Source organism: Bacillus sp. NPDC094064, assembly GCF_050279585.1.
Classification (GTDB): Bacteria; Bacillota; Bacilli; order Bacillales; family Bacillaceae_G; genus Bacillus_A.
Genome location: NZ_JBNNUI010000003.1, coordinates 307,059 through 327,002, shown reverse-complemented (window position 1 = coordinate 327,002; position 19,944 = coordinate 307,059). Strand labels below are relative to the sequence as shown.

At 36.9% G+C, this 19,944-nt stretch carries 18 protein-coding genes and 1 pseudogene; 13 read left to right on the top strand and 6 right to left on the bottom strand.

The features are described from left to right. Window positions 1–25: 25 nt before the first annotated feature. From ACQKNI_RS09430 to ACQKNI_RS09420, 3 genes are all read right to left on the bottom strand, one after another. Window positions 26–703, bottom strand: coding sequence for an HAD family hydrolase (locus tag ACQKNI_RS09430; RefSeq protein WP_088230155.1), 678 nt, complete (start codon window positions 701–703; stop codon window positions 26–28). Window positions 704–725: 22 nt separating this feature from the next. Beyond that, complete coding sequence (locus ACQKNI_RS09425) at window positions 726–980, bottom strand: YbeF family protein (RefSeq protein WP_427282345.1); 255 nt, start codon at window positions 978–980, stop codon at window positions 726–728. A 167-nt stretch (window positions 981–1,147) separates the two neighbouring features. After that, complete coding sequence (locus ACQKNI_RS09420; protein WP_088230153.1) at window positions 1,148–2,533, bottom strand: hypothetical protein; 1,386 nt, start codon at window positions 2,531–2,533, stop codon at window positions 1,148–1,150. A gap of 146 nt (window positions 2,534–2,679) precedes the next feature. Here ACQKNI_RS09420 and ACQKNI_RS09415 point away from each other — a divergent pair. Beyond that, window positions 2,680–2,802, top strand: a pseudogene (locus tag ACQKNI_RS09415) (YoqO family protein); the annotation flags it as partial. Window positions 2,803–2,834: 32 nt separating this feature from the next. Here ACQKNI_RS09415 and ACQKNI_RS09410 read toward each other — a convergent pair. The 3 genes from ACQKNI_RS09410 to ACQKNI_RS09400 form a co-directional block, all read right to left on the bottom strand. Further along, entirely contained in the window at window positions 2,835–3,359 is a 525-nt protein-coding gene (locus tag ACQKNI_RS09410) for a DinB family protein (protein ID WP_088230152.1), read from the bottom strand. A gap of 84 nt (window positions 3,360–3,443) precedes the next feature. Further along, a complete protein-coding gene (locus ACQKNI_RS09405) occupies window positions 3,444–4,514 on the bottom strand; it encodes a M24 family metallopeptidase (protein WP_088230151.1) in 1,071 nt (356 codons plus the stop codon). Between the two features lie 324 nt (window positions 4,515–4,838). Next, window positions 4,839–6,548 carry an Rqc2 family fibronectin-binding protein gene (locus ACQKNI_RS09400; protein WP_088230150.1) on the bottom strand — a complete coding sequence of 570 codons (1,710 nt, stop codon included), beginning with the start codon at window positions 6,546–6,548 and terminating at the stop codon, window positions 4,839–4,841. Between the two features lie 104 nt (window positions 6,549–6,652). Between ACQKNI_RS09400 and ACQKNI_RS09395 the strand changes: the two genes are divergently transcribed. From ACQKNI_RS09395 to ACQKNI_RS09340, 12 genes are all read left to right on the top strand, one after another. Further along, window positions 6,653–9,376 carry a calcium-translocating P-type ATPase, SERCA-type gene (locus tag ACQKNI_RS09395; RefSeq protein ID WP_088230149.1) on the top strand — a complete coding sequence of 908 codons (2,724 nt, stop codon included), beginning with the start codon at window positions 6,653–6,655 and terminating at the stop codon, window positions 9,374–9,376. A gap of 99 nt (window positions 9,377–9,475) precedes the next feature. After that, window positions 9,476–10,351 carry a YicC/YloC family endoribonuclease gene (locus ACQKNI_RS09390; RefSeq protein ID WP_427282341.1) on the top strand — a complete coding sequence of 292 codons (876 nt, stop codon included), beginning with the start codon at window positions 9,476–9,478 and terminating at the stop codon, window positions 10,349–10,351. Between the two features lie 68 nt (window positions 10,352–10,419). Then, on the top strand, window positions 10,420–10,683 hold the full coding sequence (gene remA, locus ACQKNI_RS09385) for an extracellular matrix/biofilm regulator RemA (protein WP_001251456.1): 264 nt from the start codon (window positions 10,420–10,422) through the stop codon (window positions 10,681–10,683). Window positions 10,684–10,696: 13 nt separating this feature from the next. Beyond that, entirely contained in the window at window positions 10,697–11,314 is a 618-nt protein-coding gene (gene gmk / locus ACQKNI_RS09380; RefSeq protein ID WP_001257740.1) for a guanylate kinase, read from the top strand. A gap of 2 nt (window positions 11,315–11,316) precedes the next feature. Then, window positions 11,317–11,529, top strand: a complete 213-nt coding sequence (gene rpoZ, locus ACQKNI_RS09375; protein WP_088230147.1) for a DNA-directed RNA polymerase subunit omega — start codon at window positions 11,317–11,319, stop codon at window positions 11,527–11,529. Between the two features lie 171 nt (window positions 11,530–11,700). Next, on the top strand, window positions 11,701–12,906 hold the full coding sequence (gene coaBC / locus ACQKNI_RS09370) for a bifunctional phosphopantothenoylcysteine decarboxylase/phosphopantothenate--cysteine ligase CoaBC (protein WP_427282339.1): 1,206 nt from the start codon (window positions 11,701–11,703) through the stop codon (window positions 12,904–12,906). Beyond that, the gene (priA, locus tag ACQKNI_RS09365) at window positions 12,903–15,308 is read left to right on the top strand and encodes a primosomal protein N' (protein ID WP_088230145.1); all 2,406 of its coding nucleotides are present in this window, start codon (window positions 12,903–12,905) and stop codon (window positions 15,306–15,308) included. Before coaBC ends, priA begins: the two co-directional genes overlap by 4 nt. 11 nt (window positions 15,309–15,319) lie before the next feature. Continuing rightward, window positions 15,320–15,790, top strand: coding sequence for a peptide deformylase (gene def / locus ACQKNI_RS09360; RefSeq protein WP_000279467.1), 471 nt, complete (start codon window positions 15,320–15,322; stop codon window positions 15,788–15,790). Between the two features lie 22 nt (window positions 15,791–15,812). Further along, window positions 15,813–16,757, top strand: a complete 945-nt coding sequence (gene fmt, locus ACQKNI_RS09355) for a methionyl-tRNA formyltransferase (RefSeq protein WP_098356862.1) — start codon at window positions 15,813–15,815, stop codon at window positions 16,755–16,757. Beyond that, window positions 16,754–18,088 (top strand): 16S rRNA (cytosine(967)-C(5))-methyltransferase RsmB, encoded by a 1,335-nt coding sequence (gene rsmB / locus ACQKNI_RS09350; RefSeq protein ID WP_088230143.1) that lies wholly within the window; start codon window positions 16,754–16,756, stop codon window positions 18,086–18,088. Before fmt ends, rsmB begins: the two co-directional genes overlap by 4 nt. A 4-nt stretch (window positions 18,089–18,092) precedes the next feature. Further along, window positions 18,093–19,181 carry a 23S rRNA (adenine(2503)-C(2))-methyltransferase RlmN gene (rlmN, locus tag ACQKNI_RS09345; RefSeq protein ID WP_088230142.1) on the top strand — a complete coding sequence of 363 codons (1,089 nt, stop codon included), beginning with the start codon at window positions 18,093–18,095 and terminating at the stop codon, window positions 19,179–19,181. A 4-nt stretch (window positions 19,182–19,185) separates the two neighbouring features. Then, window positions 19,186–19,938, top strand: a complete 753-nt coding sequence (locus ACQKNI_RS09340) for a Stp1/IreP family PP2C-type Ser/Thr phosphatase (protein WP_088230141.1) — start codon at window positions 19,186–19,188, stop codon at window positions 19,936–19,938. The last annotated feature ends 6 nt before the right edge of the window (window positions 19,939–19,944 follow it).

The window sequence follows — 19,944 nt, the reverse complement described above, 5'->3', positions numbered from 1 at the left end:
ACTGCGGGGGAACGCGGTCGTCTTTTTATATAATTGCTAAAATTTCATGTAAAGAACGTATAGTGGGTATATCGTATTTTTGCAACGAGTTGTTCCTATTTAACCATATTCCGTGCATTCCAGCTGTTGTACTACTAATTGCATCCGTTTCTAATCGATCGCCAACATAATAGCAATCTTTTATTGCAAGATTCGATTGCAATACGGCCCTTTGAAAGATTACTGGGTCTGGCTTCGATATACCAATTTCACTTGAAGTGAAAATATATTTGAAATATTGTAGGATGTTTAGCGCAGTTAATTTTTCGACTTGCTGTTCATAGTCACCATTACTAATGATACCTAATAAGTGTCCTCCTTGTTGCAAAGTTTGTAATGTATAGTGTACATCTTCAAATGGAGTCCAGTTGTTCTTATATAGTTCTATATATTGCTTGAATCTGTGCTGAGATTCCCAAGGTGATAAGTTTACTCCAAATGCTTTAAATAAATGATACATTCGCACCCATTGTTGTTCTTGAAAAGATAATTCCTTGGATAAAAATTTGTTGAAATATTCTTCGGATAATTCATGCCATAGCTTCATAGCCTCTAATTCGTTTCCTGAAAAAATATCTTTATACTTTTGGAAGAAATGTGAGATACCATTTTTCTCAGCAGTGTCGTAATCAAGTAAAGTTCCATCAATATCAAAGAAAACCATATGACAATCTCCTTGCTAACAACTATTTAGCGTTTTCCACAACCTCATATCCTCTCACAAACAAGAGAGTCATGTAAGAAACAATAAATGAGAAGATGCTGTACATGCCAACCCAAAAGAAAAATTTTGGAGTAAAGGCGATAACACCTATTATTAAAAAACTAGCAAACGTTACAATAGGCATTACGTAATACGTTTTCGTCTTGCGTGTTCCAATAACAGAAATGATAAAGATAAGTGATGGACAAATTAATAAGACGAAAATCAATTCATTCATAGTTATGTCCCCTTTTCTAATTGCAGTAATCTGTTTCTCGTAAACGTTTTGGAATAAATACTCTCCTAATATAATTTCGCTAAGTGATAACGAATCCCTTTTGAAAACCAGTAATTCATGATGAATTTTACAATGAAAAAACGTAAGCAAGAGAACACTTGCTTACGTTACAGAATAAACATCGCAACGATAGTGGTGACGATTAAACCGATAACAACCGGTAAAAAGTTTCGGCGTGCAAGTTCAAATGGATCCACTTTGCAAATGGCAGCGGCAGGAATAAGTGCCCAAGGAATTAACGTTCCGCCCCCAGTCCATATGGCAGCGATTTGTCCGAGTGCTGTTAAGGTAGCTGTTCCATGCCCAAGTGCTGTTCCGAAAAGGTTGGCAATCGATCCAGCAAGTGATATACCGGAAAAGCCAGATCCATCTAAACCGGTAATGACACCAACGATAGTTAATGTTCCTGCCGATACATATTGGTTTAAAGGAACGGTTTGAGATAAAGCGATTCCTAAGTCGTTAATAATTCCGTGTGAACCTTTTGGTAAATAGTCTCCAATAATTTTTACAAATCCACTATCTCCTAAATAAAAAAGTGCAGCAATTGGAATAACTGGGCCGAAAATTTTAAATCCAAATTGGAGCCCTTCTATAAAATAATCGGTCGTTTTATTCAGTCCCTTTCCTTTGTAGGCGATGAGAGAAATGATGATAATCATAATAACAGTCGTCCCGCCGATAAGTGCTGTAGCATCGCTTCCTTGTAGTTTAAATTGAATCATGCAAAGGATATCAAGGATATAGATGATAGGGATACATATAGCGAGCCATTTCTTTATGCGAGGAGATAATAAAATAGTAGTTTTAGATGATTCAGTTGATGAAACAGAGTCTTGCAACGATAGTCCAGTATGAAATTCTTTTCGCAAGAAGAAAAAAGCGAAGGAAGTTGTAACAACGCCCATAACGATAACGAGGGGAACACTTGCAGATACGACGCTGGAAACAGGGAGACCAGCAGCATCTGCTGTTAATTTCGGAGCGCCTTGAATAACGAAGTCACCTGATAAGGCGATGCCGTGTCCGAATAAATTCATAGCAATCGCAACCCCAATTGGCGGCAGACCGACGCGTACAGCGACTGGTAATAAAATAGCTCCCATTAAGGCGACAGCTGGAGAAGGCCAAAAGAAGAAAGAAATTGTCATCATTAAAAGACCGATAATCCAGTAGGCGAGTGTAGGTGTTCGAATCATTTTTGTAAATGGTGAAATCATCGTATCATTTATGCCGGTATGAACGAGTAGATTACTCATGGATACGATAATGGAGATGATTAATATAGTTGGTAATAGTTCGGTAATGGCGTAAATGAAACTTTGGAAAATCCCGCTAATGGCAAGAGGGATAGAACTTGTTGCGGTTAATGCTAATAAAAAGATAAAAACGATACAAATAATCGTCGTATCTTTCCTGAGAATAAAGAAGGTAATAATAGTGAGTAAACAAAGAACATAGAGAGCGTGTAATAGCGTTAATTCAACTCCCATAACAGTCACATCCTTTAGGCATTCGTGTAGTGTATTGTATGAAAGCAGTGAAAGTATGTGAGTATAGGGAAAAGAAAAAAAGTGAAATTTCATGTACTGTAATGGTAAGGTGTAAAAATGGATGATACAATACAATTAATCCTAAAAATGGAATTGTAATGTTTCAAGGGTGGTTGTTTATTGCGAAATTGCTATATTTAATATGCATTTTAATGTTGGTAGTGGTAGTCACTAAAACAGTAAACGAAAAGCTTTTCGTTAATGAATAAAAGAAAATGCCACCTTATTCGGTGGCATTTTCTCATTTTACTGCATGAGCTTTTTGCATCTTTTTAATTAAACGAATTTGTCCGCGATGATTGATTTCATCTTCAAAAACGTGAAACCATTTAAAGTAGTTGTTAGCTGGTTTGTCATACCAAAAGTCTGTCGTTTTAAATAGCCATTCATCAGGTAAAGATTGAAATGTTTCAATTGTTTTAGAGCGTACTTCTTGTAATGTATGAATGTAAAATTCTATGGAGTTTCCTTTTATTTTTTCTCGTCCAAGATCCCCTAACTCAATAGCAGGCAACCAACGCTCTAATTCAGCATCTGTCGGTTCACGATCTTCAAAGGTATGAATTTGGTAGTAAAATTCAATAGCGGCCATATGGTACAAAAGCATACCAATTGAGTTTGCGTCATCGTCATACAAATAATCAAGTTCTTCAATTGTTAAGCCTTGGGCAGCCTGCATTGTTGTATAGCGAGCGTAATTCATCATGGAAACAAGTTTTGAAAATTCAGGCTGTAAACCATCTATTTTATCAATTACAAAATTCAATTAAAATTCCCCCTCTTTTAAACAAATACTCCAGATAAGGGATTCTATATGTAAAGAAAAAATCCTGTAAAAAATTTGATAATATTAACAAGGAATAACAATTAGCTCTCTATTTGATGTTGTAATAACCTCATATCCGTCTTTTGTAATGACGATATCGTCTTCAATTCTACAACCGCCCCAGTTCGGTATGTAAATACCTGGTTCAACTGTAACAACCATACCTTCTTCTAATGTAGCTTTACTTTCTTGGGATAGGCGAAGAGGTTCATGTATTTCTAAGCCGAGACCGTGCCCTGTAGAGTGACCAAAATATTGACCATATCCACAATCTGTAATGTAGTTTCTTGTTACATCATCGATACTTTTCGCAGTTTCTCCAGGTTTAATTGCTTCAGTCCCGCGTTTTAATGCTTCGCGTACAACATTGTATATTTTTTTGAACTCTTCTGATGGTTCACCGATTGCTACAGTACGTGTTATATCGGAACAATATCCGTCGTAAAGTGCACCGAAATCTAATGTGACAATGTCACCTTGCTCGATTATTTTATTTGATGCAACGCCATGAGGAAGAGAAGAACGAACACCAGAAGCTACAATAATTTGAAATGATGAGGACGTAGCACCTTTTTTTCGCATGAAAAATTCTAATTCATCTCGGACATCATTTTCACTTATTCCTGGTTTTAGAAACGTAAGGATGTGGTGAAATGCTTCATCCGCGATATGAGCTGCGACTTTCATTGTTTCTATTTCAGGCGTGTCTTTAATAAGACGAATATTTTCAATGATTTCGCACACTTGAATCATTTCCGCATGTACGTATTTTTGTAAGTTTTTATATTGTTGCAATGTCATGTTATTTTCTTCAATTCCAAGTTTTTGAATATTTAATTTCGATACTTGATTTGCAATTTCTTTTTCTAAATTTCCTTTATGCATTATAATTTCAGCATCTTTTATTTGTGATTTCGCTTGATCTACATAGCGAAAATCAGTTATAAAAACAGCTTTATCCTTAGAGATTAAGACGACGCCAGCACTACCTGTAAAGCCTGTTGCATATTGGCGATTTTCTTTTTTTGTAATAAGTAATCCGTCAATTTCATAGTTTTGTAGCTGATTTTGGATTTTATTAATTTTTAAAGTCATGTTAATTCCCCCTATTCACAGTATTGAATAAAGCAAATAGCGTGCCAAAATATATATTGTAGAGAAAATAAAAAGTAGCCAGCTATTTGTGAGAGGCGGGATACTTATAACATCCAGGTTGCTTTAATAATTAGTAGGGGATAAAAAAACATTGATTTTTGGGGCACTGTATTTATATACTGTAAAAAAATTTATACAGATGTAGATTGACACTGTCAATTTTTTTGAAAATATATAAAATGACAAGAAAGATGCTATGAATTAGTGAATGGGTATAGGAACGAATAAAAAATGCGTTGCATATAAGCAACGCATTTTTTGCATTTACGCTTTTAATTTCATTACAGTGTCAGCGTCAGGTGTTACATATACGGTTTGCTGATTGTCGTACGTAACAAAACCAAGTTTTGCACCACTCGGTTTTTTCACATGGCGTATTTTTGTGAAATCAACAGGTACAGAGCTAGACTCTTTTGCTTTACTGTAATAAGCGGCAATTTTTGCAGCTTCTAGTAAAGTTTCTTCAGCAGGTTCTAAAGAACGAATGACAACGTGAGAGCCAGGTATGTCTTTCGTATGTAACCAAATTTCATCGCGACGGGCGAATTTCGTTGTTAAATAATCATTTTGTTTATTGTTTTTACCAACGAAAATCTCTGTACCATCACTTGCTAAATATTTATCTAATACTGGTTTTGTAGGCTTTTTCTTTGCGTTTTTCGTTTTACGATTACGCATATACCCTTCTTCAGCTAATTCTTCGCGAATTTCTTCAATATCTTTTGAAGAAGCAGCTTCCATTTGTTGCAGTAAACTATCAAAATAAAGAATTTCTTCATTTGTTTTTTCGATTTGTTCTTCTACAACAACAACTGAATTTTTCGCTTTTTGGTACTTTTGGAAATAGCGTTGTGCATTTTCAGATGGCGTTTTTAAAGGGTCTAATGTGATCTTTACAGTTCCGCCATTTTCATCGTAATAGTTAACGACTTCAATATCTTTATCACCTTTTTTTAAAGCGTACATATTGGCTGTAAGTAGCTCTCCAAATAGTTGATATTTATCTGCTTTTCCGGCATCTTGTAATGTTTTTTCTAGTTTTATAAGCTTTTTCTCATTTTTATTTTTTTCGTTTTGCATAAAGCGTTCTAAATCATGCGCCTGTTGTTTTACACGATCGCGCTCTGCTTTACCGAAGAAGAAGCGATCTAACAATTCACTTACAGATGAGAATGTTTTCTCTTCTCCTGCTAAGTGCGCAAGAGGGAAAAGATAAAAGAATTCTTTCCCGTTTGCAGTAATCATTGCTGGTGTATATGTATGAGTTAGTAATGGTTTTTGTATGGAGAAAAATGCTTCAGATAAAGCTTTTTCATTTACCATACCTGCTTTGTTTACTACTTCTTTTGCGAATAACGGTGAGATTCCCGTAAAAGTGCCGACGAGCTGTTTATCCATGTTTCCAGATAGAAAGTCTAGAGGTCTAATAAATTCATCATCCGTTTCAATCTGAAGTGGGTTAATTTTGTGTTGTGCGGGCGGTGCAATATATTCAGCTCCGGCATATACAGTTCGATGTCGGTTTACTGCTAAAGAAACGTGTTTTAAGCTATCTAAAATATTATTTGTTTTTGTGTCTACTAAAATGATGTTACTATGTCGACCCATGATTTCAATTACTAATGTTTTTAGCGATTCATCACCAATTTCATTTCTGCTGCGTACTGTGATTTGAATAATACGTTCTAAATCAATTTGTTCAATTTTTTCAATGAAACCACCTTCTAGATGCTTGCGGAGAAGCATACAAAACATTGGCGGAAGTGCAGGTGAATCGTAATTTTGATTTGTTAAGTGTAAACGTGCATATGTCGGATGAGCGGAAAGAATCAGTTTTTGATTTTTTCCGTTTGCTCGAATATGTAATAAAATTTCGTATTTTGAAGGTTGATATATTTTTGAAATTCTTCCCGTGTAAAGAGAATTTGCAATTTCATGTGTAATCGCTCTTGTAAATAATCCATCGAATGCCATAAAAAACACTCCTTTCTAACTAAAAGTTAATTATAGCATTTTTTTGGACGAGGCTGAATAAGCTTTCAATAGAGTATGTCTGGAATCAGGAGGTCGATAGCAGGATGAACTGGTATGGAATGCGGGCACATGAAGTAGAAGAAAGAACGAATACCAATGTAAAGGTTGGACTTACGGAGAAAGAAGCAGAGGGCCGAATCAAAAAATTTGGTACAAATGAATTAGATGAAGCGAAAAGGCCTTCGGCACTCATGGTATTTTTAGCGCAATTTAAAGATTTTATGGTACTTGTTTTGTTTGGTGCAACAATAGTTTCTGCTTACTTAGGTGAATATATTGATTCTATTGCCATTGTTGCCATTGTTATTATCAATGGAATTCTAGGTTTTTTTCAAGAGAGAAAGGCCGAAAAATCATTGGAAGCTCTAAAGGAGCTAGCCGCCCCGCAAGTTACTGTGATGCGGAATGGAAAGTGGGTAAAGGCGCCATCTAAAGCGCTTGTTTTAGGTGATGTTATTAAATTTTCCAGTGGAGATCGTATTGGGGCTGATGTACGTCTCGTTGAGGCATCGAGTTTATATATTGAAGAATCTGCTTTGACAGGAGAGTCAGTACCAGTGCAAAAAAAGGTAGAAGCATTGCAAGGGCAAGATGTTGCAATTGGAGATCAAAAAAATATGGCTTTTATGGGTACGATGATTACGAGAGGATCTGGAACAGGGGTCGTTGTAGCAACTGGTATGAATACAGCGATGGGCCAAATTGCAAATATGTTGCAAAATGCAGAGCAAATGGAAACACCATTGCAAAGAAGATTAGAGCAACTCGGAAAAATATTAATTATTGTGGCTCTTATTTTGACAGCGCTCGTTGTATTAGCTGGTGTGTATCAAGGGAATGAAGTATATCATATGTTTTTAGCTGGCGTGTCGTTAGCTGTTGCTGCTATTCCAGAAGGATTACCGGCAATCGTTACGGTTGCTTTATCGCTTGGTGTACAGCGCATGATAAAAAAGAGAGCAATAGTAAGGAAGTTACCAGCTGTAGAAACGTTAGGTTGCGCTTCTGTCATATGCTCTGATAAAACAGGAACAATGACGCAAAACAAAATGATGGTAACACATATGTGGTCAGGTGGAGAGTTATGGAAAGTGACGGGGCAAGGATACGAACCTAATGGATCTTTTATGAAAGGTGAAAAAGAAGTTAATCCAGCTAAGACAAAATCACTTTATCAATTACTTACATTTGGTTCACTATGTAACAATGCAAATATTATTCAAAAGAAAAAGGCGTATGTATTAGATGGAGATCCAACAGAAGGAGCGCTTGTAGCTGCAGCGATGAAAGCGGGGATAACGCGTGAAGCATTGAAAGGGAAATTTGAAATTATTCGTGAATTTCCCTTTGATTCGACCCGAAAAATGATGAGTGTAATTGTGCGAGATCGAGAGGGGAAAAAATTTGTTGTGACAAAAGGAGCGCCAGACGTCCTTTTGCAAATGAGTCAAACGATCTTATGGGCGGATAGGCAGCAACCATTAAGTGAGTTGTATAGAAAAGAAGTACAGGCGGCTATTCATAGTTTAGGCAGTCAAGCACTTCGAACAATTGCAGTTGCATTTAAGCCATTAAAAGCAACTGACTCTATTGAACACGAAAGAGACGTTGAAAAAGATTTTATGTTAGTCGGGATACAAGGAATGATTGATCCGCCAAGACCAGAGGTAGAACAGGCGGTAAAAGAGTGTAAAGAAGCTGGTATTCGAACAGTGATGATTACAGGAGATCATAAAGTGACAGCAATGGCAATTGCAGAACAGTTAGGAGTTTTACCAACTGGTGGACGCGTTGTTGAAGGGGTAGAACTTGCGAATATGGATGTAGAGGAATTAGAAAATGTTGTAGAAGATACGTATGTATTTGCTCGTGTATCACCTGAACATAAATTAAAAATTGTTAAGGCGCTGCAAAATAAAGGACATATAGTAGCAATGACAGGTGATGGGGTGAACGATGCCCCAGCCATAAAAACAGCAGATATCGGGATAGCGATGGGAATTACAGGGACAGATGTTGCGAAAGAAGCATCTTCACTCGTTCTGCTAGACGATAATTTTGCTACGATAAAATCAGCAATTAAAGAAGGTCGAAATATATACGAGAACATACGTAAGTTTATTCGATACTTACTAGCATCAAATGTTGGAGAAATCTTAGTTATGTTATTTGCAATGTTACTTGCGTTACCATTGCCGATGGTTCCAATTCAAATTTTATGGGTGAATTTAGTTACTGATGGTTTACCAGCGATGGCATTAGGTCTGGATAAAGCTGAAGGAGATGTGATGAAGAGGGCGCCGCGCCATCCGAAAGAAGGCGTATTCGCTAGAGGGCTAGCGTGGAAAATTATAAGCCGTGGATTTCTCATCGGAGCAGTAACGTTAGTGGCGTTTATTATTGCGTATAATCAACATCCAAATGAACTAAAGTATGCACAAACCGTGGCATTTGCGACGTTGGTACTTGCGCAGCTTATTCATGTATTTGATTGCCGAAGTGAACATTCTGTTTTCCACCGCAATCCGTTTGGAAATGTGTATTTAGTAGGGGCGGTTATCATTTCATTACTGTTAATGCTCGTTGTTATATATTATCCACCATTACAACCGATTTTTAGCACGATGCCAATACAAGCAAGAGATTGGTTGTTAATTGGAGGTTTGTCATCCATTCCAACTTTCTTACTAGTAGGCTCTTTATTAACAGGGAGAAAAGGGAAAAAGGAAAAGCCAATATTATATAAGAAGGGATTAAACTTGAAATAGTCAATGTTATGAAAATGTGATATAATTTACAGAAGGTAGTAGAGCCTTGTCTCTATTACCTTTTTCATTGAGTTATTTCATGGCTTGGATGTGATAAAAATGATTTCTAGTATGACAGGGTTTGGAAGATCGAAAGTAGAAAGTGATGCTTTTCAAATTACAGTAGAAATGAAATCGGTGAACCACCGTTTTCTAGAGATGAGTATTCGACTTCCGAAGCAAATGATGGTATTTGAAGACAAAATTCGTAAAATAATTGCAGAACAAGTTCGCCGCGGACGTATTGAAGTGTCTATTAGTATAACGGGTAAAGGGCTTGTTGAAAGAAAATTAAGTGTGAATTGGTCGCTTCTTGAGCAGTACCAATCGATTATGGAAGATATAAAAGGAAAATTTCAATTACAAGATTCTATTACACTTGAGCGATTGATGGCAATGCCAGAAGTGACTGAAATTGAGGAAATAGAAAATGTAAATGAACAATTTGAGAACAGTTTATATGAGGCTGTTCGCCAAGCTGCTCATATGTTGAAAACGATGAGGGATGGCGAAGGAGAACGATTACATAAAGATATAGCGTATCGTTTGCAAGAGATTCACAATTGTGTAAATGCAATTATTCCACATGCACCCATTGTTACACAAAAATATCGTGAACGATTAGAGAATCGCTTAAAAGAATTACATAATCAGGATCTGGATGAACAAAGATTGCTAACAGAAGTCGCAATCTTTGCAGAGCGTTGTGATATTCATGAGGAATTAGTTCGCTTGCAAAGTCATTTAGATCAATTTCGTGAAACACTGCAGATTGAAGAGCCTGTTGGAAGGAAAATGGACTTCATCGTGCAAGAGATGCATAGAGAAATTAATACGATTGGTTCTAAGGCAAATGACTTAACAATTTCAAAATATGTGGTAGAAATGAAAAATAACCTTGAAAAAATTCGTGAACAAGTACAAAATATTGAGTAGCTTTCAAAAAAATATATAAAGTTATACGTGGTGGAGAAATCGGATAGACTTACTAGGAGGCGCAAACTATGGCCATGCGGTTTTTAAATATTGGATACGGAAATATTGTATCTGCTCATCGAATTATTGCTATTGTAAGTCCGGAGTCAGCTCCTATTAAACGAACAGTACAGGAAGCACGTGAACATAATGCTTTACTTGATGCTACGTATGGGAGAAAAACAAGGGCGGTTATTGTTATGGATGATGGGCATGTTGTATTAAGTCCAATTCAGCCAGAGACGATTGCACATCGTTTGAATAATAAAGAAGATTTAAGTGAGGAAGGGTAGGTTTTACATATTTATGAGAAGTAGAAGAGGATTGCTCATCGTTCTTTCAGGACCTTCTGGGGTTGGAAAAGGAACGGTTCGAAAAGAGCTGTTTAGCCATGAGGATACACGTTTTCAATACTCTATTTCAGTAACGACACGTAAACCACGTGAAGGTGAAGTAGACGGTGTGGATTATTTCTTTAAAGAAAGAGAAGAATTCGAGGAAATGATTCGTAATGAAAAATTACTTGAATGGGCTGAGTTCGTAGGTAATTATTACGGAACACCGATTGACTATGTTGAAAAAACATTACAAGAAGGAAAAGATGTATTCTTAGAAATTGAAGTGCAAGGAGCAATTCAAGTTAAGAAAGCTTTCCCAGAAGGTGTATTTATTTTCTTAGCACCTCCAAGTTTATCTGAGCTAAAGAACCGAATTGTCGGTCGTGGTACAGAAACTGAAGATGTTATTGAAAATCGTTTAACTGTAGCGAAAGAGGAAATCGAAATGATGGATGCTTACGACTATGTAGTAGAAAACGACCAAGTTGAATTAGCTTGTGAAAGAATTAAAGCAATTGTGGTTGGCGAACATTGCCGCCGCGAAAGAGTAGCAAAATATTATAAAGAAATGACGGAGGGTCTATAATTATGTTAAATCCATCAATTGATTCATTATTAACAAAAATCGATTCTAAATATACACTTGTAACAGTAGCTGCAAAGCGTGCGCGTGAAATGCAACTTGCTAATAATTGTGTTATTGAACAACCTGTTTCTCATAAATGTGTAGGTAAAGCATTAGAAGAAATCGATGCAGAAGTGTTAAAATACGTACCAAGTGAAGATAAAGTAGCTGAATAAGACTTTGCCTTCGACAATTAAAAACATAGACTATATAATTTTCTATGTAACGGTAACAACCTATTTACAAGTAGGTTGTTATTTTTTTACGATAGGATGAAATATTGGTACTGACGAGCTGAAAATTCTATTTCGGTATTATAAGTTTGAAAAAGAAAGAGGACGAGTCATATGCTAAAAGGGAAAAAGATACTTCTATGTGTAACAGGAGGCATCGCGGTTTTTAAAGCGGCTGCGTTAACGAGTAAATTGACACAAGCTGGTGCTATTGTAAAAGTAATGATGAGTGAGTCGGCAATGAAGTTTGTTACGCCTCTTACATTTCAAGCCCTTTCTCGCCATGATGTATATACAGATACATTTGATGAGAAAGACTCAGCTGTTATTGCGCATATCGATTTAGCAGATTGGGCAGATGTAGTGCTTGTTGCACCTGCTACAGCCAATTGTATTGGAAAGTTAGCTAGCGGTATTGCGGATGACATGATTACAACTACTTTGTTAGCTACTATAGCTCCAGTGTGGATTGCACCTGCTATGAATGTGCATATGTATGAAAATAAAATTGTTCAAAAAAATATGATGACGTTAAAAACGTTAGGATATACATTTATTGAGCCTGGGGAAGGCTTTTTAGCGTGTGGTTATGTAGCGAAAGGAAGATTAGAAGAACCTGAAGCAATTATTGCACGGTTAGAGGAGGCTTTCTCGGGACAAAAGCCATTGCAAGGAAAAAGAATATTAATAACTGCTGGCCCGACACGCGAAAAGATTGATCCCGTTCGCTTTATGACGAATTTTTCTTCTGGGAAAATGGGATATGCAATCGCAGAGGAGGCAGCAAAATTAGGGGCGGATGTCATCCTGGTTTCAGGACCGACAGCACTAAATCCTCCATTACATGTAACAACGATACAAGTGGAATCTGCACAAGATATGTTAGAAGCGGTTCTTCAACTTTATCAAAATGTAGATGTTGTTATCAAAACAGCAGCAGTTGCAGATTATCGTCCGAAATATGTTCATGATAATAAAATGAAAAAGAAAAATGGTGATGCTGTAATTGAATTAGAGAGAACAGTAGATATTTTAAAAACGTTAGGTGAGATGAAGGACAAACAGTTACTTATCGGTTTTGCGGCTGAAACAACAAACGTAGAGGAATACGCAACGAAAAAATTACGTGAGAAAAATGCAACTATGATTGTTGCGAATGATGTAAAGGCGCAAGGAGCTGGATTTGGTACAGATACGAATATTGTAACAATGTATAGAAAAGATGGAGAAGTTATTGAGTTGCCACTTTTAACAAAGAAAGAGGTTGCTCGTGAAATATTAAAGCAAATCGAAATGATGTTGGAAGATGATCGTTTATGAAATTTGCAAGTGTAATTGTTGATGTACCGGCTCGTCAGACAGATCGCCCATTTGATTATATTATCCCTAAAAAATGGGAAGATATTGTCCAGACAGGAATGCGTGTAGTTGTTCCGTTCGGCCCAAGGAAATTGCAAGGATTTATTATTGAGATTAAAGATTCGGTTGATGTAGAAAGTACAAAATTAAAGACAATCCATGAAATATTAGATGTAACACCGGTTTTAAATGAGGAATTATTAAAGCTTGGATATTGGCTTACAAGTGAAACGTTATGTTATATGATTTCAGCTTTTCAAGTTATGCTTCCAACGGCGATAAAAGCAACGTATAAAAAGCGTCTACAACTTCGCAAACAAGAAGAAGTAGCACCTGAACTACTGTTTTTATTTCAGGACAAAGAAGCGATAGACTGGGAAGCTATCGAGGCGCAGCCACATCTATACCGCACGATTCAACAAGAAATTAAAAATGGCACGATTGAAGTCGTTTATCAAGTGAAGGATAAAGTACAGAAGAAGAAACAAAGAGTAGTTCAGCCGGAGTTGCCAGAAGATAAATTGGAATTGGCAGCATTTGAACTGAAAAGTAAAAAACAACAAGATGTACTCTATTATTTTGTGGAAAATTATAAAAGTGTACCATTGAAAGTGATAACAGAAGAATTACAAATAACAGATGCTCCAATAAAAGCACTTGTTAAAAAGGGGCTAATCTCAGAAAAGTATGTGGAAGTATACCGAAATCCGTATGACGATGATGATTTTGAACAAACGAACCCATTTCCACTTACTGAGGAACAAAAACAAGTCATTACACCGATTTTATCATCAATTACAAATGAAACTTACAATCCATTTTTACTATATGGTGTTACAGGAAGTGGAAAGACAGAGGTATACTTACAATCTATAGCGGCAGTGCTCAAAAAAGGAAAAGAAGCTATTGTACTTGTTCCTGAAATTGCGCTAACGCCTCAAATGGTAGATCGTTTTAAAGGTAGATTTGGCTCGCAAGTTGCGGTTCTTCATAGTGCGCTGTCTGTTGGAGAAAAGTATGATGAATGGCGTAAGATTTTAAGAAAAGAAGTAAAAGTCGTAGTTGGTGCGCGTTCAGCTGTCTTTGCTCCTTTTGAAAATTTAGGAATTATTATTATCGATGAAGAGCATGAATCGAGTTATAAGCAAGAAGATAATCCGCGATATCATGCAAGAGATGTAGCTGTGTGGAGAGGACAATATCATAAATGTCCTATCGTTCTTGGTAGTGCAACACCTACGCTTGAATCGTTTGCAAGAGCCAAAAAGGGTGTTTATGAACTGCTAACGATGGAAAAACGTATGAATGAACAAGCTTTACCAACTGTAGAGATTGTTGATATGCGTGAGGAACTTCGTGATGGGAACCGATCAATGTTTTCCAAGGCATTGCATGAAAAAATAGCAGATCGATTAGAGAAGAAAGAACAAATGGTACTCTTTTTAAATAGAAGAGGTCATTCTACATTTGTTATGTGTCGTGATTGCGGTTATGTTGTACAATGTCCGCATTGTGATATTTCGCTGACATATCATAAAATGAACCATCGTTTAAAATGTCATTATTGCAGTTACGAAGAGAATATGCCATCTGCGTGCCCGGCTTGTCAAAGTACATATATTCGTTTCTTTGGTACAGGTACACAAAAGGTAGAAGAAGAAATTACAAAACTATTTCCAGAGGCACGAGTCATTCGAATGGATGTAGATACGACAAGCCGTAAAGGAATGCATGAAAAATTATTAAAGGCGTTTGGGGAAGAAAAAGCAGATATATTACTCGGAACACAAATGATTGCGAAAGGATTAGACTTTCCGAAAGTGACGCTCGTTGGAGTTTTAACTGCAGATACGATGCTTCACTTACCCGATTTTCGGGCAAGTGAAAAGACATATCAGTTATTGACGCAAGTGAGTGGGCGAGCAGGTAGACATGAATTGCCAGGGGAAGTTGTAATTCAAACGTATACGCCAGAACATTACAGTATAGAGTTAGCGAAGAACCAACAATATGATGTGTTCTTTGACCAAGAAATGCAAATGAGACGAACGAGACAATATCCACCTTATTACTACGTTGTACTTGTAACTGTATCTCATCCGGAATTATTAAAGGCAGTGCAAGTGACGGAAAAAATTGTCGGTCAATTGCGCATGCATTGCACACAGCAGACAATGGTATTAGGACCAGTTGCTTCAGCAATTCCAAGGATAAAAGATAGATATCGTTATCAATGCATGATAAAATACAAACGGGAACCAAACTTAAAGAACGTGCTCAAAATGGTAAATGAACATTATCAAGCAGAAATGCAAAAAGAGCTACAAATCTCAATTGATTTTAATCCAACAATGTTAATGTAGCGGAGGGAAATATGGCAGTTTTAGAAATAGTAAAGCATCCAAATGAAGTGTTAGAAACACCATGTGAACGAGTAATTAACTTTGATAAAAAGTTGGTGAAATTGTTAAAAGATATGCATGAAACAATGTTAATTGCGGATGGAGTTGGTTTAGCTGCGCCTCAAGTAGGTGTAAGCTTACAAGTAGCCGTAGTTGATATTGGCGATGATACGGGAAAAATCGAGTTAATCAATCCAGCCATCCTAGAAAAACGTGGTGAACAAGTAGGTCCCGAAGGCTGTTTAAGCTTCCCGGGACTTTATGGTGAAGTGGAGCGTGCCGATTATATTAAAGTAAGAGCGCAAAATCGTCGTGGTAAAGTATTTTTATTAGAGGCGGAAGGTTTTTTAGCGCGTGCCATTCAGCATGAAATCGATCATTTACACGGTGTATTATTTACATCTAAAGTGACGAGATATTACGAAGAAAACGAATTAGAATAGGCATTAAAGGAGCGGTTTTTGAATGATAAAAGTTGTATTTATGGGAACACCGGACTTTTCAGTGCCGGTGCTTCGTCGTCTTATCGAAGATGGTTATGATGTAGTAGGTGTTGTGACACAACCCGATCGTCCGGTAGGCAGAAAAAAGGTATTAACACCTACACCTGTTAAAGTTGAAGCAGAAAAACATGGTATCCCGGTGTTACAACCGTTAAGAATTCGTGAAAAAGACGAATATGAAAAAGTATTGGCGCTAGAGCCCGATTTAATTGTAACAGCTGCGTTCGGTCAAATTGTACCAAATGAAATTTTAGAGTCACCAAAGTATGGATGTATTAACGTCCATGCCTCTTTACTTCCAGAACTTCGTGGTGGTGCACCAATTCATTATGCAATTATGGAAGGTAAGGAAAAAACAGGTATTACAATTATGTACATGGTAGAAAAATTGGATGCTGGTGATATCTTAACGCAAGTGGAAGTGGAAATTGACGAGCGTGAAACGACAGGCTCATTATTTGATAAGTTAAGTGAAGCTGGGGCACACCTTCTATCTAAAACAGTACCGTTATTAATTCAAGGTAAGTTAGAGCCAATTAAACAAAACGAAGAAGAAGTAACATTTGCATATAATATAAAACGTGAGCAAGAAAAAATCGATTGGACAAAAACAGGTGAGGAAGTATACAATCACATTCGCGGATTGAATCCGTGGCCAGTTGCTTATACGACTTTAGCGGGACAAGTTGTTAAAGTATGGTGGGGAGAAAAAGTACCCGTAGTCGAAGCTGCTGAAGCAGGTACGATTGTTGCGATCGAAGAAGACGGTTTTGTTGTAGCAACTAGTAATGAAACGGGTGTTAAAATTACTGAGTTGCAACCTTCTGGTAAAAAGCGTATGAGTTGTTCGCAATTTTTACGTGGTACAAAACCTGAAATTGGAACGAAGTTAGGAGAAAATGAATGAGACAAAATGTTCGTGAGTTAGCTCTTGATGGTTTAATTCAAGTAGAAAAAAGTGGTGCATACAGTAACTTACTTTTAAATAATATAATTGAAAAAAGTACAATTGATAGAAAAGATATTGGTTTGTTAACTGAAATTGTATATGGAACGATTCAACGTCGTGACACATTAGATTATTATTTACAACCTTTTTTAAAAAAGAAGGTTGAGGCTTGGGTAAGAGTATTGCTTCGCTTATCTTTATATCAAATGATTTATTTAGACCGAGTGCCAGAAAGAGCGGCTATTCATGAAGCGGTTGAGATTGCAAAGCGCCGTGGGCATAAAGGAATTGCTGGTATGGTGAACGGTGTATTACGTTCGATTCAAAGGGAAGGTGTACCTTCTGTAGATGAAATCAAGGATCCAGTAGAACGTCTTGCAATTGCAACAAGTCATCCAGTTTGGCTTGTACAAGAGTGGACTTCAGAATATGGTTTAGAAACTGCAGAGAAAATGTGTGAAGTAAACATGTTACCACCTGTACCAACAGCGCGTGTAAATGTTGATAAAATAACAGTAGCAGAAGCAATTGAGTTATTGGCAAGTGAAGGTATAGAAGCAAAACGTGGTGATTTGTCAGATGATGCAATTCAAATTGAAAGAGGGAATGTAGCGCACACAGATGCGTTCAAAAAAGGTTTTCTTTCTATTCAAGATGAAAGCTCTATGCTTGTAGCACGTGCTTTAGAACCGAATGAGGGAGATGTAGTTCTAGATAGTTGTGCTGCTCCGGGCGGAAAAACAACGCATATCGCAGAGCGACTAAAAGGAACTGGTAAGGTCATGTCTCTTGATTTACATGCACACAAAGTGCGTTTAATTAAACAACAAGCAGATCGCCTTGGTTTAGAGAATGTAGAAACAAAGGCATTAGATGCTAGAAAAGTGCAAGAGCATTTTGCAAATGAAACGTTTGATAAAATATTAGTAGATGCACCATGTTCTGGATTTGGTGTAATTAGACGTAAACCTGATATTAAGTTAGGTAAAGATAAAGGCGATAGTGAAAGATTATCGACGATTCAACTTGCCATACTAGAAAAAATAGCACCGTTATTAAAACAAGGTGGTCGCCTTGTTTATAGTACGTGTACAATTGAAAAAATAGAAAATGAACAAGTAATAGCGCGATTTTTACAAGAGAATCCTGAATTTGAGTGGGATACTACGATAAAAGAGCGTATGCCAGAAAAGTTAAGTCCGTATATTGATGAAGGTCAAGTACAAATTTTACCGCATTATTTTGCAACAGATGGCTTTTATATTGCTTGTTTAAGGAAGAAGGTGTAGCATCATGGAAACGACTGTAAGAAAACAAAAGAAAAATGTAGAAACGAAAAAACCATCAATTTACTCATTACAAATTCATGAAATGCAAGATTGGTTAAAGGAACAAGGTGAACCAAAGTTCCGTGCTGGACAAATTTTTGACTGGTTATATAAAAAACGTGTAAAAAATTATGAGGATATGTCAAACCTTTCTAAAGGATTGCGTGATAAATTGTCGAATTCCTTTGATATTACTACATTAAACACGTTAGTAAAACAAACGTCTTCGGATGGGACAATTAAATTCTTATTCCAGTTATATGATGGATATTCTATTGAAACGGTATTAATGCGACATGAATATGGAAATTCCATTTGCGTAACAACGCAAGTTGGTTGTCGTATTGGATGTACGTTCTGTGCTTCTACACTTGGTGGGTTAAAACGAAACTTAGAAGCTGGAGAAATCGTAGCGCAAGTAGTAGAGGTGCAACGTGCGCTTGATGAAACATCAGAACGTGTAAGTTCTCTTGTTGTTATGGGAATTGGAGAACCATTTGATAACTACGATAATTTAATGAGCTTTTTACGCATCACTAACCATGAAAAAGGTCTTCATATCGGTGCGAGACATATGACAGTTTCGACGAGTGGAATTATCCCGAAAATTTATAAGTTTGCTGAAGAAGATTTACAAATTAATTTTGCGATTTCATTGCATGCTCCAAATTCAGAATTACGTTCAAAATTAATGCCGATTAACCGTGCTTATAAGCTACCTGATTTAATGGAAGCTATTAAATACTATGTAAATAGAACAGGGCGTCGTATTACATTTGAATATGGATTATTTGGAGGAGAAAACGACCAAGTTGAGCACGCTGAAGAACTTGCTGCGCTCTTAAAAGGTGTAAAATGTCATGTGAACTTAATTCCGGTAAACTACGTACCTGAACGCGATTATGTACGAACACCACGTGAGCAAATTTTCTTATTTGAAAAGACGCTAAAAGATCGTGGAGTGAATGTAACGATTCGCCGTGAACAAGGTCATGATATTGATGCTGCCTGCGGTCAGTTGCGTGCGAAGGAGCGTAAAGAAGAGACGAGGTGACGAGATGAAAGCCGTGTTTCTATCAGATAAAGGAAAAGTTCGTCAACATAATGAAGATAGTGCAGGAGTTTTTCACAATTTAGATGGAAATATTTTAGCGGTAGTAGCAGATGGAATGGGGGGGCATCGAGCTGGTGATGTAGCTAGCTCGATGGCTATTCAATTATTCCATGATTATTGGAAGCAAACGCATAATATGAATAAGCCGAAAAAAGTAGAAGAGTGGTTACATACAAGTGTTGGAATTATTAATGAACGTATACATGAATACTCTAAGCAACATGTAGAATGTAATGGCATGGGAACAACACTTATAATAGCAATTTGTACACCAACCTTTGTGACAATAGGTCATATAGGAGATAGTCGCTGCTATATGGTATCAGAGGGTGAAATGGCGCTTGTAACGGAAGATCATTCCCTTGTAAACGAACTTGTGAAACATGGTGAAATTTCAAAGGAAGATGCAGAATATCACCCGAAAAAGAATGTTTTGTTACGGGCATTAGGGACAGAAGAGAAAGTCGGATTAGATGTTAAAACATTGGTGCTAGAAGAAGATGATCAGTTACTTCTTTGCTCTGATGGATTATCTAATAAAGTTTCTATTGCTGATATGAAACAAATTTTACAGTTAAATGAACAGATTGAAAGTAAGGGACAACGTCTCATTCAATTGGCAAATGATCGTGGCGGGGAAGATAACATCACCCTTGTTCTTATTGATTATGTGGATTCGACAAACGAAAGTAGGTGAAGTGCA

Bases quoted from the DNA above. Each gene is read 5' to 3' on its own strand.
- priA (WP_088230145.1), top strand. From the start codon at position 12,903: ATGAAATTTGCAAGTGTAATTGTTGATGTACCGGCTCGTCAGACAGAT.
- def (WP_000279467.1), top strand. From the start codon at position 15,320: ATGGCAGTTTTAGAAATAGTAAAGCATCCAAATGAAGTGTTAGAAACA.
- ACQKNI_RS09425 (WP_427282345.1), bottom strand. From the start codon at position 980: ATGAATGAATTGATTTTCGTCTTATTAATTTGTCCATCACTTATCTTT.
- ACQKNI_RS09340 (WP_088230141.1), top strand. From the start codon at position 19,186: ATGAAAGCCGTGTTTCTATCAGATAAAGGAAAAGTTCGTCAACATAAT.
- ACQKNI_RS09390 (WP_427282341.1), top strand. From the start codon at position 9,476: ATGATTTCTAGTATGACAGGGTTTGGAAGATCGAAAGTAGAAAGTGAT.
- ACQKNI_RS09405 (WP_088230151.1), bottom strand. From the start codon at position 4,514: ATGACTTTAAAAATTAATAAAATCCAAAATCAGCTACAAAACTATGAA.
- gmk (WP_001257740.1), top strand. From the start codon at position 10,697: ATGAGAAGTAGAAGAGGATTGCTCATCGTTCTTTCAGGACCTTCTGGG.
- rpoZ (WP_088230147.1), top strand. From the start codon at position 11,317: ATGTTAAATCCATCAATTGATTCATTATTAACAAAAATCGATTCTAAA.
- coaBC (WP_427282339.1), top strand. From the start codon at position 11,701: ATGCTAAAAGGGAAAAAGATACTTCTATGTGTAACAGGAGGCATCGCG.
- fmt (WP_098356862.1), top strand. From the start codon at position 15,813: ATGATAAAAGTTGTATTTATGGGAACACCGGACTTTTCAGTGCCGGTG.
- ACQKNI_RS09420 (WP_088230153.1), bottom strand. From the start codon at position 2,533: ATGGGAGTTGAATTAACGCTATTACACGCTCTCTATGTTCTTTGTTTA.
- rsmB (WP_088230143.1), top strand. From the start codon at position 16,754: ATGAGACAAAATGTTCGTGAGTTAGCTCTTGATGGTTTAATTCAAGTA.
- rlmN (WP_088230142.1), top strand. From the start codon at position 18,093: ATGGAAACGACTGTAAGAAAACAAAAGAAAAATGTAGAAACGAAAAAA.
- ACQKNI_RS09400 (WP_088230150.1), bottom strand. From the start codon at position 6,548: ATGGCATTCGATGGATTATTTACAAGAGCGATTACACATGAAATTGCA.
- ACQKNI_RS09430 (WP_088230155.1), bottom strand. From the start codon at position 703: ATGGTTTTCTTTGATATTGATGGAACTTTACTTGATTACGACACTGCT.
- ACQKNI_RS09395 (WP_088230149.1), top strand. From the start codon at position 6,653: ATGAACTGGTATGGAATGCGGGCACATGAAGTAGAAGAAAGAACGAAT.
- remA (WP_001251456.1), top strand. From the start codon at position 10,420: ATGGCCATGCGGTTTTTAAATATTGGATACGGAAATATTGTATCTGCT.